Consider the following 17,906-nt stretch of genomic DNA (forward strand, 5'->3'; position numbering starts at 1 on the left):
CGGGGGCGCTGAATGACGCAGCGCAACCACGCCATCCGCTACGGTTTCATCGTCCTGTTGTTCGGGCTCGTCGCTTATTTCGCGATTGCCGCCGACGGTTTCATTTCGCCGCAAAGCGCGGTCTTCATCTTCCAGTCGGTCGCTATCACCGGCGTGCTGGCGCTTGGCGTCACCGCCACGCTGGTCGTTGGCGGCTTCGACCTGTCGATCGGCTCGGTCGCCACGTCAGCCATGATGGCTGCGGCCTATGTGATGGTGGTGCTGGAGCAGAACGCTGTCGTCGCGGTCATCGTCTGCCTGCTGATCGGCGTTATTGTTGGGCTCATCAATGGTTGGCTGATCGTCTATATGCGCGTGCCGGACCTGCTGGCGACGCTCGGCATGATGTTCCTGCTGGTCGGCCTGCAGCGCATCCCGACCGAAGGCCGCTCGATCGCCACCGGCATGACCATGCCCGATGGCTCGGTCGCCAACGGCAAGTTCGGCGAGGCGTTCCTGGCGCTCGGCCGCCACCGCTTCGACTTCTTCATTCCCAATCTCGTTCCGGTCTCGGTCGTCGTCCTGGCGGTGCTCGCGGTGCTGATCTGGTTCTTCCTCGAATACACCCGCTTCGGCCGCATGATGTATGCAGTCGGCTCCAATGAGCGCGCCGCCGAACTCGCCGGCGCGCCTGTCAAGGCATACAAAATCTGGGCCTATATCATTTCAGGAGTTTTTGCCTCGATCGGCGGTATTTTGCTCGCCGCCCGGCTTGGACGCGGCGACATCGCCTCGGGTAATAATCTGCTGCTCGACGCCGTCGCCGCGGCGCTCATCGGCTACGCGGTGCTAGGCGCCGCCAAGCCGAACGCGTTCGGCACGGCTGTCGGCGCCGTCTTCGTCGGTGTCCTGCTGCAGGGCCTGACGATGATGAACGCGCCGTACTACACGCAGGATTTCATCAAGGGCGCCGTTCTGGTCGTCGCCCTTGTCTTCACCTTCGCTCTTTCCGGCAGGGGCAGGACATAGATTTCGACCGGGTTGCATTTCAACAAGTGGAGGAAACGACGTGAACATCACAAGAAGACTTTTGGGCAAGGCAGCGCTCGGGCTCGCCGGCGCGGCGTTGCTGATGCAGGGGACGGCCCTGGCTGCCGATCGCCCGGCACCGTTCGACAAGCCTGGCGTCAAGATCGCCCTGGTGCGCTATCTCTCGACCGGTGACTTCTTCCAGGCCTATCTGTCCGGCGTCGAGGCGCAGGCCAAGGCCCTCGGCGTCGACCTGCGCGTGCTCGACAGCCGCCAGGACGCCGCCCTCCAGGCCGACATGGTCGACCAGGCCATCGCGCTTGGCGTGCAGGGTATCATCATCCAGCACGGCCTGACGGAATCGATGAAGGACGCCGCCCAGCGCGCGGTCGACGCCGGCATCAAGGTGGTCGCTTTCGACGTCAACGTCGAAAACCCCAAGATCCCGCAGATCGAGCAGTCAGACCGCGACCTTGCGCGCCTCGCGCTCGAGCAGGCGGTCAAGGACAATGGCGAGAGCTGGAAGGCCGGCTATGTCTATGTCGCGGGCATCGCGCCGCTCGACCGCCGCAATGAAACATGGGTCGACGTGAAGAAGAAATACTCCGGCATCAACGAAGTCGCCATGTTCGGCACGCTGGACAACCCGATCGCCAACTCGGTCGCCAACCAGGCGCGCTCGGTGCTGACCGCCCATCCCGACATCAAGGTGATGTTTGCTCCCTATGACGAGTTCGCCAAGGGCGTGAAGATCGCCGTCGACGAGGCGGGCCTGAACAAGGACATCAAGATCTATTCGGCCGACATCTCGACCTCCGACATTGCGGCGATGCGCGAGCCCGACAGCGCCTGGGCGGCAACCGCGGCCACCAACCCGGCCGTCGTCGGCCAGGTCTCGGTGCGTGCGCTGGCGCAGCTGCTGGCCGGCGAAGACCCCGGACACAACGTCGTCGTGCCGCCGACGCTGATCACCCAGAAGGACCTTCTCGACAAGGACATCAAGAATATGGAGGACCTGTCGGCCAAGCTGCCGCAGTTCGCCCATGCCGATGTCGCCATGCCGGCCTGGATGCCGAACCCGAACGCGAAGTAGGCCAATCGATATTGCAATTCGCTCACACTTGGAACAGCCGCTTGCAGCAAGTGCAGGCGGCTTTTTTGCTGTCTTCATTCGTTGAACAGATCGGAGTAGGAGCCGGTGCGGGCAAGCCGCAGCTCATCGTCGGCAATGCGGTAGATCAAGAGCCAATCAGGTTCTACATGCGCATCCCGATAGTCTTTCCAGTCGCCTTTTAGAGGGTGATCCTTATAACGCGCCGGCAGTTCCAGTCCGGCGATGAGCAGGCCCAACAACTCGCGCAATTTAGCGAGGTCTTTGCCACGCTTCTCCATGCGCTTAACGTCCCTGCGGAATTGCCCGGAGTGAACGGGCGTCGGCATGTCAGATGCCCAAATCCTTGAACAATTCGTCGGCTGACGCGAAACGCTTGCCTTTGCCTTTTTCCAATTCGGCAATGGCCTTTTGGGTGGTTGCGTTCGGCACCTTCACCGGAAAGGGAAATTCCTTGTCGGCGGCGACGCGGACCAGCAGCAGGCGAATGGCGTCGGAGACCGACAGTCCCATTGCCGCCAGGGCTTCGGTAGCCTGGTCCTTTGTCGCCGTATCAATTCGAGCGCGGACAACCGTATCCGTTGCCATATTGTGACTCCTTGAGTTTGAGCCACAATGTAGCTACAAACGGGTGTTCTTGCAAGCCTGCCGTCTGCGCTGTGCGTGACCGTGCTACCGCAGCGCCGCCGCGATATTGCCGCCGTCGACCGTCGTTACGTCGGCGGTTGTGCGGTCGGCCAGCGCGTGGTGCAGGAAAGCCTGCGCCACGTCCTGCGCCGTCACCTCCTGGCCGAGCAGATTGCCGGACATGTACTCTTTTTCCGACACGCCGCGTGCGCCCGATCGGCTGGCGATCATGGCGTCGGTCAACAGCCCGGAGCGGATGCGGTCGGCATTGACGGCGTTGGAACGGATGCCATGCGCGCCGTAATCCAGTGCATATTGCCTGGACAGGAACAGCGTCGCCGCCTTCGGCACGCCGTAGGCGCCGAATTTCGGACCCGGATTGACCGCCTGCTTGGAGGTGTTGAACAGGAGTGCACCCCCGGTGCCCTGTTCGAGCATGATGCGCACCGCGTTCTGCGCCACCGACTGGTGGGCGAAGAAATTGAGCTCGAAGCTCTTGCGCAGCAGCGCGTCGTCAAGTTCGCCGATCCGGCCTTCCCAGGCGGCACCGGCATTGGACACCACTATGTCGACGCCGCCATACACGGCGACCGCACTGTCGAAGGCTGCACGCACCTGCGCCGTATCGGTGATGTCGGCGGCGACGCCGATCGAATTGTTGCCCGCTTTCTTGGCCGCATCAGCGGCTTTTTCGCCATCGAGATCGACGACCACCGCATGGGCGCCATTGTCGGCGAAAAGCTTGGCTGTCGCGGCGCCGATCGCACCGGCTCCGCCAGTGATCAGCACGACCTGGCCGGTCAGCGGCTTCGGCTTGTTGGAGGCGAGTTTGGCCTGTTCCAGCGACCAGTATTCGAGCGGGAACAGGTCGGCCTTGGAAAGCGGATGAAAACGGCCGACCGCTTCGGCGCCGCGCACGGCCTCGATCCACATCTCGCCGACGTCGGAGGCGATCCTGGCATCCTTCAGCGTGCGGCCATGGCCGAACATGCCGAGTCCTGGCACCAGCGTCAGCCGCGGCATCGGGTCGAGCATGGTGCGTTTGACGTCGTCGAGCGCGTCATTGGTCTCGAAATAGGCACGGTATTCCTTGGCGAAGGCGTCGACATGGCTCTTGATGACGGCCTTGTAGTCGCCGGCCTTGTCCGCATCGGGCGCCGGCACCGCCATCGGCCCGGTCTTGATGCGGATCGATAGGTCCGGCGTCGACACGCCGCGCGCGGCGTAGTCGGCGATCTCGGCCGAATTGATGAAATCGACGATCGCATCCGAGGTGCGGAAATCGCTGATCATGCGGTCGAAGCGGCCTTCGCCGCGTGCCACCGCCACGGCGCCGCGCAACATAGGAGCGATGGAAGCCGGCGTCGCGAGCTTCGCCGGAAGCGCGGCCTTTGCCGCCTTGGGCTTGGCATGCTTGGCTACATACTCCTCGGCGACATTCACATAGTGGATCATCCGGTCGTAGGCCTGCTTGGCGTCGTCGCCGAAGGTGAAGATGCCGTGCTTGTCGAGGATCAGGCCTTCCACATCAGGGTCGGCATCGAAGACGTCGGCAGCCGCCTTGGCGAGGTCGAAGCCCGGCATGATGTAGGGCACGTAACCCATCTTGGCCCCGAACACCGTCTTCACCAACGGCTTGCTGTCTTCCTGGTCGACGATCGCCAGGATGGCGGTCGAGTGCGTGTGGTCGACGAATTTGTGCGGCAGGAAGGCATGCAGCAAAGTCTCGACCGAAGGATTGGGCGAGGACGGATCGATGAGGTTCGCCCGCTGCAGCGCGACCATGTCCTCGTCGGAGAGCTTGTCCAACGCGCGCGCCTTGATGAGCGCGCCCATCTTCACCGCCGGCAAGCCCTGCGGCTCGATGACGGCCATGTCCCAGCCGCTGCCCTTGACGCACAGCACGTCCCATTCGTCGCCAACGAGGTCGGTCGCCTTGGTCTTGCAGGAAGTGTTGCCGCCGCCATGCAGCACCAGTCGCGGTTCGCCGCCCAGCAGGCGCGTCGTGTAGACGCGCAGCGCGAGATCGCGTCCGACGCCTTTCTTTGCATAGTCGGCAACCATCTTCTCCGCGTCGCCGTCATTCCACAGGTTCTTCATTAGCTTCGTCCAGTTGCTGTCATAGTGGTGAAACAGGAATGCCACGACGCCTTGATGACGGCCGCGGCAGGAATGGTCTCTAGGATACCTTTTTGCCTGGCGCTCCGGCATGATCCAGAAGCCGCTGCGCCATATCGGCGCCGACCACCAGATGCGTGCAAAGGCCGCCGGCGATCGCCGCGAGCAGGGGTTCGAACTTGCTGTTCTCCTGCACCACCATCAGCCGCTTCTGAATGGCGCGCAGCGAGGAAAGCTCCGCCGAGATCACCCGCCGGTTGTAGCCGCAGTCGAGCACCTTGCCCTCGGCATCGATGATCTGCCCGGCAATGACGCCGGCCGCGCCCGCCTTGCGCAGGTCGGCCATTTCGTCTGATGCCAGCGCGCCGCATTTGACCAGATGGCTGTCGGCATCGACGGCGCCGACCGAATACAGCGCCAGATCGCATTCGTGGATGCTCGACAGCTGTTCGCGGATTACAGGCTCGGCCCGCAGGCCGCGCGCCAGCTCTTCTGTGGTCAGCACGAGCGGCGCGTAGAAATTGATGCCCTTGGCGTTGAGCCGCCGGGCGATCTCCATCGTGCACTGGTCGGGACGATAGGAATATGGCGCGCCGAGATTGCCGCAGAGCTGCACCACGGTGACATCCTGGAGATCGGCGTAGGACATGATGTCGGCGATCATGTAGACGGTGCGTCCCCAGGCGACGCCGATGCGGTCGCCTTTTTTCACCAGTTCGAGAAAGACGCTCGCCGCCAGCACCGCGATGTCGGTGGCGGGATCGGCGATATGGCCGTTTTCCGGCGCGATCCAGACCGCGTCGAGACCGAGTGCATCCTCGAGCTTGCGCGCCATGACGTCGTCGGTGAAAAGCTGGGTCGAGGTCGAGATGTTGACGATGCCGGTCTCTCGCGCCTTGCGCAGATACATGGCAACCGAGGCGCGGGAAATGTTAAGCTGGCTCGCCACCTGGTCCTGGCGCAGGCCATGCGCATAATAGAGCCAGGCGGCCTTGTGGATAAGTTGTTCTGCCGGTCGGATTGCCATGCCTTCTCCTCGGCTGACATTAGTCACGGCTCTCGACAAAAGTCAAACCGCGCGGAGGTACGCGATGCCTTTACGCGCGCCAAATCTAGATCATCATTGCGCCAGACGCGCTTTGTCGTGGCATCGTTGCTGGTGACGCGGCCCGAGCCTGTGGTTAGAACATGTCGGCAAAGGGACATACGGGGAGGACAGGATGGGCAACCCTTACGAACAGGATCTCGACAGGAACGCTGCCAACCACCAGCCGCTGACGCCGCTCACTTATCTGGAGCGGGCAGCCAAGACCTATCCCGATCATGTCGCCATCATCCATGGCCGGCAGCGCGTGACGTATCGCGATTTCTGGCGGCGTTCGCTGCAGCTCGCCTCGGCGCTCTCCAGGCGCGGCATAGGCAAGGGCGACACGGTGACGGTGATGCTGTCGAACACGCCGCCGATGCTGGAGGCGCATTTCGGCGTGCCAATGACCAAGGCGGTGCTGCATTCGCTCAACACTCGCCTCGACGCCGCCGTGATCGCTTTCCAGCTCGACCATGCCGGGACCAGAGTGCTTATCGTCGATCGCGAATTCTCCGGAGTGGTTCGGCAAGCGCTTGACCTCGCCAAGGTGAAGCCCCTGGTCATCGACTATGACGATCCCGACTACGCCGCGGACGCTCCCTATCCGAAGGGCGGTCGCATCGGCACTCTCGACTACGAGGCCTTCGTCGCCGAGGGCGAGGGGAATTTTGCCTGGTCGATGCCTGACGACGAGTGGGACGCCATTTCGCTCAACTACACCTCGGGCACGACAGGCAACCCGAAAGGCGTCGTCTACCATCATCGGGGTGCTGCCCTGATGGCCTACGCCAACACCGTCCATGCCGGCATGGCCAAGCATGCGGTCTATCTGTGGACACTGCCGATGTTCCACTGCAATGGCTGGTGCTTTCCGTGGACCTTGGCCGTCCAGGCCGGCACCCATGTCTGTCTGCGCTGGGTTCGGCCGAAGCAGATCTACGACGCCATCGCCGACCATGGCGTCACCCATCTGTGCGGCGCACCGATCGTCATGTCGGTGCTGATCAATGCCAGGGATGAGGACAAGCGCCAGTTCCCGCAAGCCGTCACCTTCAACACGGCCGCCGCGCCGCCGCCGGAAGCGGTGCTCACCGGCATGGCCGATGCCGGCTTCGCCGTCACGCATCTCTACGGCCTGACCGAAACCTACGGCCCGGCGGTGGTCAACGAGTGGCACAATGAATGGGACCATCTTGAGAAGGGGCAGAGGGCCACGAGGAAGGCCAGGCAAGGCGTGCGCTACGCCGCGCTCGAAGGCCTCACGGTGATGGATCCCGAAACGATGACGCAGACGCCCGCCGACGGCAAGACCATCGGCGAGGTCATGTTTCGCGGCAACATCGTCATGAAAGGCTATCTCAGGAACCGCAAGGCCACCGACGAGGCGTTCGCCGGCGGCTGGTTCCACTCCGGCGATCTCGGCGTCATGCATGCGGATGGATATATCCAGCTCAAGGACCGCTCCAAGGACATCATCATTTCGGGCGGCGAGAACATTTCCTCGATCGAGGTCGAGGACGCGCTCTACAAGCACCCGTCCGTTGCGTCTTGCGGCGTGGTGGCGCGGGCGGACGAGAAATGGGGCGAGGTGCCGGTCGCCTATGTCGAGCTGAAGCCCGGCAAGACAGCGACCGAGGCCGAGATCATCGAGCATTGTCGCGCGCTGCTTGCCCGCTTCAAACTGCCGAAAGCGGTGGTGTTCGCCGAGATCCCCAAGACCTCGACGGGGAAGATCCAGAAATTCCGGCTAAGAGAGATGGCGAAGGAGGCGTAGGCCGCATGGCCGCTCTTGCGATGACCTCGACAATTTGCGGCGGGCCTTGTGACTTCGTCATCCCAGGGCGAAGCAAGGACCAAGCGACGCGGCGCAGACCCTAGGATCCATGCCCTGATGTCAGTCAAAAAATGAGGTGGATCAGGAAGTTACTGTAGCCTACAGCAGCCATCCTCGACTGCCGGAGCACGGCCGCAAGGCCACGGCATGGATCCTAGGATTTCCGCGACGTCGCTTCGCGACTGCTCCACCCTGGGATGACGAAGTGCGAGGCGAGCCACCCCCCTCACTGTCACCATCTGTCACCATTTTGTACGCGTACGCCGAATCCGTGTTGACATCGCGTTCCTTTCGATTTACGAGTGACGAAAATCAAAATTCATCACTAGTAAATCGAAAGAGGCTATGTCCGAAACCGCCAACCTCGTCGCCGATGCCGCCCGCCAGGAGAATGTAACGCGCATTCTCGATTGCGCCGAGCGCCTGTTCCGGCACTATGGCTACGGCAAGACCAATGTCGCCGACATTGCCCGCGAACTCGGCATGTCGCCAGCCAACATCTATCGCTTCTTTGCTTCCAAGGTCGAAATCCACCAGGCGGTCTGCGGCCGGATGCTCGGGGCCAGCTACAGGATGGCCTACGAGATCATGCATTTGCCGATCAGCGCCGAGGAACGGCTGCGGCGCTACGTGCACGCGCAGTACAAGATGACCATGGAGGTCATGCTCGACGACCAGAAGGTCCATGAGATGGTCATCGTCGCCCTCGAGCGCGATTGGGGCGTTATCGACAAGCATGTCGACAGTATCCATGATCTTTTTGCCGAGGTGATCCGCGAGGGCATCGCGGCCGGCGAATTCAGGGAGCAGGATCCGGTGATTGCGTCGCGCTGCTTCGGCGCGGCCACGGTCATTTTGTGCCACCCGCAGATGGTGGCCCAGTGTCTTGCCAAGACCAACCGGGCAATGCCCGACGACCTCATCGACTATGCGATCAAGGCCTTGAAGAAGTAGCCGCCGCCCGCCGGGCGCCGGTAACGACAATCAATCTCCAGTTTGGGAGTGCTAAGGTGTCTTCGTCCAATTCCATTATCCGCTGGCTGCCGGTTGCCGGCCTGATCGTCGCGTCGCTCGGCCTTGCCGGTTGTTCCCAGGAGAAGGCGGAGGTCAAGGATATCATCCGCCCCGTCAAGGTCGTCGAGATCGGCGCGGCGCAGACCACCCGCCAGCTCGATTATTCCGGCTCGGTGCGTGCCCGCACCGAGATGAATCTCGGCTTCCGCGTTGCCGGCAAGGTCACCGAGAGGCTCGTCGACATCGGCCAGCATGTCACCTCGGGCGACGTCCTCGCCCGCATCGATCCCTCCGATTACGAGCTTTCGGTCAAAAGCGCCGCGGCGAGCCTTGACGCCGCCGAGCGCCAGGTCGAGACGGTGGATCTCGCCAGGAAGCGCGCCGAGCAGCTCTATGCCAAGAATTTCGCGCCGAAATCGCAGCTCGAGCAGGCGACGCTGGCCTACAACCAGGCGGTCGCGACGCGCGATGCCGCCCGCTCGACCCTCGCCCAGGCTCAGAACCAGGTCCACTATACCGACCTCAAGGCGAGCGAGAACGGCATCGTCACCGCGGTCAGTGCCGATGTCGGCCAGGTGGTCGGTGCCGGCACGCCCGTGATGACGGTTGCCGTCGATGGCGAGAAGGAAGTGCTGATCGCGGTGCCGGAAATGGATATTGCCGGCTTCAGGCCGGGCAAGGAGGTCAAGGCAAGCTTCTGGGCGGACGATGCGCTGACGCTTGCCGGCAAGGTCCGCGAAGTGGCCGGCAGCGCCGACCCGCAGTCGCGTACCTTCGCCGTTCGCGTCTCGCTTCCCAACGATCCGCGCGTGCTGCTCGGCATGACCGCCAACGTGCAGGCCTCGATCGACAGCAAGACCCAGCTGGTCTCGATCCCGCTCAGCGCCCTGGCTGAAAAGGACGGCCAGAAGATCGTCTGGGCCGTGGACCGCGGCAGCGACACCGTGCATTCGCGTCCGGTCAAGATCGCGAACTTCACCGCCGATGGCGTCGCGGTTGCCGACGGCCTCAAGCAGGGCGACGTCGTGGTTGCCGCTGGCACCCAGTTCATGACCGACAATCTGAAGGTCAAGCTGTCCGGCGACAGTCTCCAGCAGTCCGCCTCGGCGGCGGAAGACGCTGCCACCAGCAGCCTGCGCTGACAGCCAGGCACAACGAAACCCTTCCCTATCTTGGCGGCGCGAGCCGCAAGACCGGGCAGGCCATGGTTTCCGGGCGGCAGGCGCCCGATCGTCGAGACGCCGGCAAGATGGCTCCCCCGCATCATTGTCGCGTCACACGCGATGCGAGTCTCTCCGCTTGAGGGAGCTTCGCCGCCCGGAAGCCAGACGAAGAACGCATGAACGGCATGATGAACCTGCCTTGCAGATCAATTGGACTGGACTGGCGCCATGACCACCGACAGCAACACTGAAAAGCGGCCTTTCAACCTCTCGCGTTGGGCGATCGGGCATCCGAGCATCGCGCGTTTCCTGTTCGGCCTGATCATCCTTGCCGGTGCGCTCGGCCTGATGCGCATGGGCCAGAAGGAAGATCCCGATTTCACCTTCCGCGTCATGGTCGTGCAGGCGATCTGGCCGGGTTCTTCGATCCAGGAGATGGAAGACCAGGTCGTCAACAAGATCGAGCGCAAGCTGCAGGAAACGCCGCATCTCGACTTCGTGCGCTCCTACACGCGCGCCGGCAGCGCCATCATCACGGTTCAGATCAAGGGCGACACCAATGCTGCCCAGGTCAACGACGCCTTCTATCAGGTACGCAAGAAGGTCGGCGACATAGCAGGCGATCTGCCGCAGGGCCTGCTCGGCCCCTATTTCAACGATGAATTCGGCGACACCTTCATCACCTTGCATTCGATCAGCGGCGATGGCTTCAGCTATCCCGAATTGAAGAAGTTCGCCATTCAGGCCCGCGATATGCTGCTGACGACGCCCGGCGTCGAAAAGGCGGTCATCATCGGCGACCAGCCCGAGAAGATCTATGTCGACGTCTCGTCCAAGGCGCTGGCCGAGCGCGGCCTGACGCTGACTGACCTGCAGAACGCGATCAAGGGACAGAACAATGTCGACCCGGCAGGCTCTGTCGACACCGGCCTGCGCTCGGTCCGCATTTCGGTCGAGGGCGACGTCACCAGGGCGGCTGACATTCGCGAGCTGCGCTTGCGCGCCGGCAACCAGGTGACGCGCCTTGGCGATATCGCCACCGTGAGCTCGGGGCTGGAGGATCCTTTCGAGCGCAAGTACCGGTTCAATGGCCACGAGAGCGTCCAGCTCGGTGTCGTCATGGCCAAGGGCTTCAACGTCACCGATGTCGGCAAGGACGTCGAGGCGACCTACAAGCGATTCGAGGAGGCGCTGCCCTATGGCGTCTCCGTCGACCAGATATCGGACCAACCCGAGGTCGTCAGGGACGCTGTCAGCGAGTTCATGCATGCGCTCGGCGAAGCGCTGCTGATCGTGCTCGTCGTCTCGTTCCTGTCGATCGGCTGGCGCTCCGGACTTGTCATTGCGATCGCCATCCCGCTGGTCCTGGCCGCCACTTTCGCGATCATGTACGAGATCGGCATCGACCTGCAGCGCATTTCTCTCGGCGCCTTGATCATCGCGCTCGGCCTGCTTGTCGACGACGCCATGATCGTCGTCGAGATGATGGAACGCAAGCTGGAGGAGGGGCTGGTCAAGATCGAGGCGGCGGGTTTCGCCTATTCCTCGACCGCTTTCCCGATGCTGACCGGCACGCTGATCACCACCGCCGGCTTCATTCCGGTCGGCTTCGCCGCCTCCACCGCCGGCGAATATGTCCGCACGCTGTTCTACGTTGTCGGCATCGCGCTCGTCGTGTCCTGGTTCGTGGCGGTCTATTTCACGCCATGGCTGGGATATATGATCCTCAAGCAGCGCAAGCATGCCGGTTCCCATCACGACGTCTTCGACACCAGCTTCTATCGCCGGCTTCGCTCGACCGTTACCTGGGCCGTGCGCCATCGCATCATCGTGCTGACGATGACGCTGGTGACCTTCGCCACCAGCCTGTGGGCCTTCCAGTTCATTCCGCAGAACTTCTTCCCGCAATCGTCTCGCCCGGAAATCCTCGTCGATCTCTGGCTGCCGGAAGGCACCAGCATCAAGGAAGTCGAGACGCAGGCCAAGGCGCTGGAAGCCAAGATGATGGACGACAAGGACAAGCGCTTCATCGCCACCTATATCGGTGAAGGCGCGCCGCGCTTCTTCCTGCCGCTGGACCAGCAGCTCAGGAATCCGAACTTCGCCCAGCTTCTTGTGATGGCCAATGACGAGCCGGCGCGCGAGCGGCTGATCGTCAAGCTGCGTACCATCCTGGCGCAGGACTTCCCCTCCATCCGCGGCAAGGTCGACCGCTTGTTCCTCGGGCCGCCGACAGGCTGGCCGGTGCAGATGCGCGTCATGGGCCCGGACCGCCAGGAAGTGCGACGCATTGCCGACCAGGTGAAGGCGAAATTCCAGGCCAACCCGCTGCTCGGCGCCGTCCATGACGACTGGCTGGAACCTGTGCCGGCGATGAAGCTGGTCATCGACCAGGACCGCGCCCGTGCGTTGGGCGTCACCTCGCAGCGCATCCGCCAGATGCTGCAGGCGTCCATGTCCGGCGCGCCGCTGGGCGACTTCCGCGACGGCGAAGAAACGGTGTCCATCGTCGCGCGCGAGCCGGATGCCAGCCGCGCGCTGCTGTCCTCGGTCGATTCCATCTACATCCCGACCGATTTCGGTGGCTTCGTGCCGCTGTCGCAGGTGGCCAAGGTTGTGCCGGTGCTGGAGCAAGGCGTCGAGTGGAGGCGCGACCGCTTGCCGACCATCAGCGTGCGGGCGACCTTGCCCGACGGCGTGCAGTCAAACGACGTCGTCACCAAGATGTACAACGACATGAAGGGCCTGCGCGATGGTCTGGCGCCCGGCTACAAGATCGAGATCCAGGGCGGTGCCGAGGATTCGGCGGAAAGCCAGGCTTCCATTGCCGCCAAGGCGCCGATCATGCTGGCCGTCATCGTCATATTGCTGATGGTCCAGCTGCAGCATTTCGGCAAGGCTATGCTTGTTCTGGCTACCGGTCCACTCGGCATCATCGGTGCGGCCGCGGCCCTTTTGATCAGCGGCGCGCCGTTCGGCTTCGTCGCCATCCTCGGCGTCATAGCGCTGCTCGGCATCATCATGCGAAACTCCATCATCCTCGTCGACCAGATCGACCAGGACATCGCGAAAGGCATGGAACGCTCCGAAGCGATCATCGGCTCGGCTGTGCGCCGTTTCCGGCCGATCGTGTTGACGGCAATGACCGCGGTGCTGGCGCTGATCCCGATCTCGCGCGGCGTATTCTGGGGGCCGCTCGCCTACGCCATGATGGGCGGCATTCTGGTTGCAACCGTGCTCACCATCCTGGTGCTGCCCGCTGGCTACGCCCTGTTCTTCGGCCGCGAGCGCAAGAAGGTGCCGACCGACGAACAGACGCCCGAACCGAAAACCGTCGAAGGCGTGGAGAGGCCGCAACTCGCTTTGGCGGCTGAATGAACGAAATCGGCCGGTCTCATTTGAGACCGGCCGATTTCTGTTCTTGCGGAGCCGAAGGCCGCTTGCCCGTCAGGCAATCAGATGACGAAAAACCAGTTGGCGATCAGCATTACCGCCACTCCGGCGACCAGCGTCAGATAGGGCAGCATGCCCGCCTTTTTCACCGAGAGGTCCGCTCCCGCCATGCCGAGGTCGGCCAGCATGTGGTCGGGGAACTTGCCGCCGTCCTGGATGTAATGGCGGAAGCAGAACACCGGGATGATCAGCGCCGCGGTGATCAGCCCGGCCCACAGCGCCATCGGGTTCCACACCTTGGCGCCGGCGCCCATGAAGATCGCGTTGACATAGGCGAAGATCGCCCCGATCCCCAAGAGCCACGTCGGGGCCTTCCACGGCCGCGCGATATGGCCGTTGTCGATGCGATGGATCCAGCCGGCATTGAGGTTGAGGAAGTTGAAGATGATGTAGCCGCAATTGGATACGGCGAGAATGAAGAAGAAGCTCGTCGCATCGGCCGAGGCGATCGCCAGCACGATCAGGTTGAAGCACAGGTCGGTCCACATCGCCCGCGTCGGCGCGCCATGTTCGTTGACATGGCTGAGGTAGCGCGGCAGCCAGCCGTCGACGGAGCCCTGGTAGAGCGTGCGCGAGGAGCCGGCCATAGCCGTCATGATGCACAGCACAAGCGCCAGGATCATCAGCATCACCAGCAGGCTGTGGATAAGCCCGCCGCCGCCGACCATGCCGGCGAGAGCATCCGCCACGCCTGAGCCGTCGACGATCGGCGTCGCCAGCATGCCATTCAACCCGAGCACGCCCTGGAAGGTGAACGGCACCAGGATGAACAGCAGCATGCAGAGCAGGCCGGAATAGAAGATGGCCTTGAAGGTGTCGGTGCCCGGATTCTTGAACTCGGACGTATAGCAGACGGCGGTTTCGAAGCCGTAGGTCGACCAGGCGGCGATGAACATGCCGCCGAGCACCAGCGTCCAGCCGGCGATGTTCCAGGCGCCGGGCTCTGGCGCATAGGCGGCGGCCAAGGGAACTAGCGGCGAGAAATTGGCCCAGTTGATCTGGCCGGTGAAGATCGGCACGACGCCGACGATCAGCATCGGGACGATGACCAGCAGACCGATATATTTCTGCACATTGGCGGTGCCCAGGATACCGCGATGCTGGATCGAGAAGATCATCAGCATCAGCACGGCGCCGATGAAGAAGGTGGCGTTGAAGGTGAAGGACACCGGACCCAGCGTGTGGCTGAACGCCGACCACGTGCGGATCGCCGGGGTCGCCGCCGCGGTCACCGCGGTAATGGCGTCGGCGGCGCTCGTTCCGGCATGTGCCGCGATATAGGCGGCGACCTCGGGCGACGTGTCGGTAAAGATCGGCACCGGCGCCAGCGCATTGAGGATATAGGCGGCGGCGATCGAGCAGCCGAGCGAGAGCACCGGCGACCAGGCAAACCAGTTGCACCATACCGACAAGGGCGCGATGAACTTGGAGTAGCGCAGCCAGGCGGTGGCGCCGTAGATCGAGGCGCCGCCCGATTTGTTCGGGAACAGGCCGGCGATCTCGGCATAGGTGAAGGATTGCAGGAAGCCCATGACCATGGACACCGTCCAGATCAGGAAAGCGAGCGTCCCGGTCGTGCCGGCAATGCCGCCGATCGAGAACAGGACAAGGGCTGGAACGCCGCTCGCCACCCAGAAGGCGCCGCGCCAGTCGATATGCCTGAGCAGCTTGCTTTCGGCAGGCTGGTCCAGGACCGTGCTTATGGTGCTCATGTCGGTGAATTCCCCTTTTTGATGTTCCCCGCCGGCGACGCCTCGGCTGTGCGAAGCTTGCTCCCCGGCCAATATCGCCGCGACTTCAGTGTTTCCACTCAGTCGTATTTTTTTCTTAGGAGTGAAGATTGATCCGGCGCGCTTTCACGTCAAGCGTTTTGTCGCGCCGTGCACATCACGCTTGCGGGCGGGCGCACAAATGTGCCCTGCGGCGCCGCCGACGGGCAATCCCGTATGCCCGGAAGGCCGCGGTCAGGAACGCGGCCTGGTCTTCTGCGGATCGTAATGGGCGAAGGCCACGACTCGCGCCGGCAGCCGCTTGGCGTGGCCGTCGAGCTTGCCGATTTCAACTCGCGCGCCGATGGCGGCGTGGGTGACATCGAGCCGCGCCAGCGCGATGGTCTTGTTCAGCACCGGCGAGCGCATGCCCGACGTGACGACCCCGATCTGGGCGCGGCCGACATGCACGCAATCGCCATGGCCGACCGCGACGTTGGCATCGATGTCGAGCCCGACCAGTTTGTTCTGCGGGTTCTCCTTGCGCCGGATCAGCGCCTCGCGGCCGATGAAGTCGTCGGTCTTGGACTTCAGCGGCACGGTGAAGCCGATGCCGGCCTCGAACGGGTCGGTCTGGTCGGAGAACTCGTAACCGGCGAAGATCAGCCCGGCCTCGATGCGCACCATGTCCAGCGCCTGCAGGCCCATCGGCTTCAATCCATGCGGCTGGCCGGCGGCCCAGATCGCGTCGAAGACCTTTTCGGCGTCGCGCGGATGACACCAGATCTCGTAGCCGAGTTCACCGGTATAGCCGGTGCGCGAGACGACGACCGGAACGCCATTGCCGCCGCCGATGCGCGCGACGGCGAAGCGGAACCATTCCAGTTCCTCGATCGACGGCTGCAGCGGCGAGGTCCAGATCACCTTCCTCAGGATGTCGCGGCTCTTCGGCCCCTGCACGGCGATATTGTGCATCTGGTCGGTGGACGAGCGCACCAGCACGTTGAGGCCGAGCTTTGTCGCCGTCTCGCGCAGCCATTCGCCGGACAGATCGTCGCCGCCGACCCAGCGGAAATTGTCCTTGCCGAGCCTGAGCAGCGTGCCATCGTCGATCATGCCACCATGCTCGTAGCACATGGCGGAATAGACGACCTGGCCCACGCCGAGCTTCTTGACGTCGCGGGTCAGCGTATATTGCAGCAGCGCTTCGGAATCCGGGCCGGTGACCTCGAATTTGCGCAGCGGCGACAGGTCCATGATCACGGCGTCCTGCCGGCAGGCCCAGTACTCGGCGATCGCGCCTTCCCTGGCGAAGGAATTGGCCAGCCAATAGCCCCTGTACTCGACGAAGTCGCGGGTGTGCTTGGCAAAGCTCGAATGAAAGGAGGTCTCGCGGGTCATTTTCGGTTCCGAATCGGGCGTCATGCGTCTGGCGATCGCACGCGAGAATTTGTGCTGGCCGGAATAGGTGCGCACATGGATGTCGGTCAGGTCCCAGCCATTGGCCGGCGTCGTATCGTCGGGGCAGGCGGAGGACACGCAGACGATGTCGGTCAGGGCCCGCAGCAGCACATAGTCGCCGGGCCGCGACCATGGCTCGTCGGAGACCATGATGCCATGCGCGTCGATCGCCGTGTTGAAGAAGAAGTTGATAGCCATCCAGCCGGCGCGTGGTGTGACGCCCTTGTCCGACAGCGCGCGGTTGAAGTTCTCCGAGCAGTTGGCATGGCCGGGATAGCCGATGTCATCGTAATATTTGGCGGCGCATGCGAGCGCGAAGGCGTCGTGCCGGCCGCATGTGTCCTGCACCACTTCGACCAGCGGCTCCATGTCCTGGTCGTAATATTTCGAGTGCAGCCCCGGCATCGGATAGCTCGCGCCCATCAGCGTGCGTGTCGTCGTCACATCGAGCGGATGGTCGAGCCCCTTGTCCAGCTTGCGCGCCGAAAAGCACTGGAAGTCGGTGCATTGGCGCCCGTCGACGTCGATGATCTGCAGATAGTCGCCGGCTTTGACGAAGTAGGATTCCGCCGTCGCCGAATGGACGCGCAAATCGAGCACCGGATCGGCGAGCGGGTCGGCCAATAGCGACTTCGCCGCCGGACGGATGGTGGCACGCCGCACGATCACGGTAAGCGGCGTCGCCGTATCATGGCCGTCGACCAGCATCGGCCCGCCGGGCGCGGCAATCACCACCGAGCCGTCGCGCACGACGGTGAAAGCTTGTTCGGTGCCGGCCGGCGTGGCGCCGCCGAACACGCGCACCGCCTTGGCCTGGTCGAGCCGCACCTGCCGGCGTGCGAGCCCGCGCCGCAGGGACGCGAGGCTGTCATCGCCCTCGGCAAGCAGCGCCTTGATGCCGGCGGCATTGCTGTTGGAGTTTTCCCCGAGGATGGAGGGATCGGTCGCACCGGTGCCATCCCACGCCAGCAGTTCGCAAGCCTGGCCGCCCTCGACATTGCGCACCGTGATCGTGTCGCCGGCCTCGACCTCGATCAGCACCGCACCATTGCCTTGGACCGTATAGCGCTCCATGCCCGGCGGCAGCGCGATCTGGCCGGGCCGCAGGATCAGGCTCGGCCGGGGTGGCCCGGATGCGACGGCAGGGTAGGGCGACTGGCTCATCTCAGCCTTGCGGTTCGAGAAACAAGTTTGCCTGTGTGTGAAATTATTTTAGCAGCAAGAATAGCAGTGCGGGTGGGTTTGGCAAGGCGGTGGTGGGGCAGGTTCTTCCTTCTCCCCTTGTGGGGTCCGAAGGACGGGACGAGATCCGTGGCTCGCC

At 63.4% G+C, this 17,906-nt stretch carries 12 protein-coding genes; 6 read left to right on the top strand and 6 right to left on the bottom strand.

Translation table 11 applies throughout. From position 1 onward, the window contains the following. Nucleotides 1–12: 12 nt before the first annotated feature. Both FJ942_RS01410 and FJ942_RS01415 read left to right on the top strand, forming a co-directional pair. A complete protein-coding gene (locus tag FJ942_RS01410; protein WP_140580692.1) occupies nt 13–1,008 on the top strand; it encodes an ABC transporter permease in 996 nt (331 codons plus the stop codon). 40 nt (nt 1,009–1,048) lie between these two features. Then, nucleotides 1,049–2,101: a substrate-binding domain-containing protein gene (locus tag FJ942_RS01415; protein ID WP_140520874.1), complete on the top strand. Its 1,053-nt coding sequence runs from the start codon at nt 1,049–1,051 to the stop codon at nt 2,099–2,101. A 74-nt stretch (nt 2,102–2,175) separates the two neighbouring features. On the opposite strand, the gene FJ942_RS01420 is transcribed toward FJ942_RS01415, so the two are convergent. From FJ942_RS01420 to FJ942_RS01435, 4 genes are all read right to left on the bottom strand, one after another. After that, a complete protein-coding gene (locus tag FJ942_RS01420) occupies nt 2,176–2,448 on the bottom strand; it encodes a type II toxin-antitoxin system YafQ family toxin (RefSeq protein WP_140559322.1) in 273 nt (90 codons plus the stop codon). A gap of 1 nt (nt 2,449) precedes the next feature. Continuing rightward, the gene (locus tag FJ942_RS01425; RefSeq protein ID WP_140520872.1) at nt 2,450–2,707 is read right to left on the bottom strand and encodes a type II toxin-antitoxin system RelB/DinJ family antitoxin; all 258 of its coding nucleotides are present in this window, start codon (nt 2,705–2,707) and stop codon (nt 2,450–2,452) included. Between the two features lie 84 nt (nt 2,708–2,791). Then, entirely contained in the window at nt 2,792–4,846 is a 2,055-nt protein-coding gene (locus FJ942_RS01430) for a bifunctional aldolase/short-chain dehydrogenase (RefSeq protein WP_140897233.1), read from the bottom strand. Nucleotides 4,847–4,925: 79 nt separating this feature from the next. Continuing rightward, on the bottom strand, nt 4,926–5,891 hold the full coding sequence (locus FJ942_RS01435; RefSeq protein ID WP_140897118.1) for a sugar-binding transcriptional regulator: 966 nt from the start codon (nt 5,889–5,891) through the stop codon (nt 4,926–4,928). Between the two features lie 193 nt (nt 5,892–6,084). On the opposite strand from FJ942_RS01435, the gene FJ942_RS01440 reads away from it, so the two are divergent. The 4 genes from FJ942_RS01440 to FJ942_RS01455 all read left to right on the top strand — a co-directional run bounded on the left by FJ942_RS01440 (nt 6,085) and on the right by FJ942_RS01455 (nt 13,340). Further along, nucleotides 6,085–7,725 carry an acyl-CoA synthetase gene (locus FJ942_RS01440; RefSeq protein ID WP_140897119.1) on the top strand — a complete coding sequence of 547 codons (1,641 nt, stop codon included), beginning with the start codon at nt 6,085–6,087 and terminating at the stop codon, nt 7,723–7,725. A 405-nt stretch (nt 7,726–8,130) separates the two neighbouring features. Further along, entirely contained in the window at nt 8,131–8,739 is a 609-nt protein-coding gene (locus tag FJ942_RS01445; protein ID WP_140497843.1) for a TetR family transcriptional regulator, read from the top strand. A 56-nt stretch (nt 8,740–8,795) separates the two neighbouring features. Continuing rightward, complete coding sequence (locus FJ942_RS01450; protein ID WP_140623598.1) at nt 8,796–9,941, top strand: efflux RND transporter periplasmic adaptor subunit; 1,146 nt, start codon at nt 8,796–8,798, stop codon at nt 9,939–9,941. Nucleotides 9,942–10,190: 249 nt separating this feature from the next. Further along, on the top strand, nt 10,191–13,340 hold the full coding sequence (locus FJ942_RS01455; protein WP_140897120.1) for an efflux RND transporter permease subunit: 3,150 nt from the start codon (nt 10,191–10,193) through the stop codon (nt 13,338–13,340). A gap of 77 nt (nt 13,341–13,417) precedes the next feature. Here the strand turns inward: FJ942_RS01455 and FJ942_RS01460 are convergent, their stop codons facing one another. Together FJ942_RS01460 and FJ942_RS01465 are read right to left on the bottom strand one after the other, a co-directional pair. Next, nucleotides 13,418–15,127: an APC family permease gene (locus FJ942_RS01460; protein ID WP_140897121.1), complete on the bottom strand. Its 1,710-nt coding sequence runs from the start codon at nt 15,125–15,127 to the stop codon at nt 13,418–13,420. A gap of 252 nt (nt 15,128–15,379) precedes the next feature. After that, complete coding sequence (locus FJ942_RS01465) at nt 15,380–17,749, bottom strand: aminomethyltransferase family protein (RefSeq protein ID WP_140728116.1); 2,370 nt, start codon at nt 17,747–17,749, stop codon at nt 15,380–15,382. Nucleotides 17,750–17,906 lie beyond the last annotated feature (157 nt).

This window comes from Mesorhizobium sp. B2-4-2 (genome assembly GCF_006442845.1).
In the GTDB taxonomy this organism is placed as follows: domain Bacteria; phylum Pseudomonadota; class Alphaproteobacteria; order Rhizobiales; family Rhizobiaceae; genus Mesorhizobium.

Excerpts from the sequence above, each read along its gene's own strand:
- FJ942_RS01460 (WP_140897121.1), bottom strand. The coding sequence starts at position 15,127 with ATGAGCACCATAAGCACGGTCCTGGACCAGCCTGCCGAAAGCAAGCTG.
- FJ942_RS01435 (WP_140897118.1), bottom strand. The coding sequence starts at position 5,891 with ATGGCAATCCGACCGGCAGAACAACTTATCCACAAGGCCGCCTGGCTC.
- FJ942_RS01410 (WP_140580692.1), top strand. The coding sequence starts at position 13 with ATGACGCAGCGCAACCACGCCATCCGCTACGGTTTCATCGTCCTGTTG.
- FJ942_RS01440 (WP_140897119.1), top strand. The coding sequence starts at position 6,085 with ATGGGCAACCCTTACGAACAGGATCTCGACAGGAACGCTGCCAACCAC.
- FJ942_RS01420 (WP_140559322.1), bottom strand. The coding sequence starts at position 2,448 with ATGCCGACGCCCGTTCACTCCGGGCAATTCCGCAGGGACGTTAAGCGC.
- FJ942_RS01425 (WP_140520872.1), bottom strand. The coding sequence starts at position 2,707 with ATGGCAACGGATACGGTTGTCCGCGCTCGAATTGATACGGCGACAAAG.
- FJ942_RS01455 (WP_140897120.1), top strand. The coding sequence starts at position 10,191 with ATGACCACCGACAGCAACACTGAAAAGCGGCCTTTCAACCTCTCGCGT.
- FJ942_RS01445 (WP_140497843.1), top strand. The coding sequence starts at position 8,131 with ATGTCCGAAACCGCCAACCTCGTCGCCGATGCCGCCCGCCAGGAGAAT.
- FJ942_RS01430 (WP_140897233.1), bottom strand. The coding sequence starts at position 4,846 with ATGAAGAACCTGTGGAATGACGGCGACGCGGAGAAGATGGTTGCCGAC.
- FJ942_RS01465 (WP_140728116.1), bottom strand. The coding sequence starts at position 17,749 with ATGAGCCAGTCGCCCTACCCTGCCGTCGCATCCGGGCCACCCCGGCCG.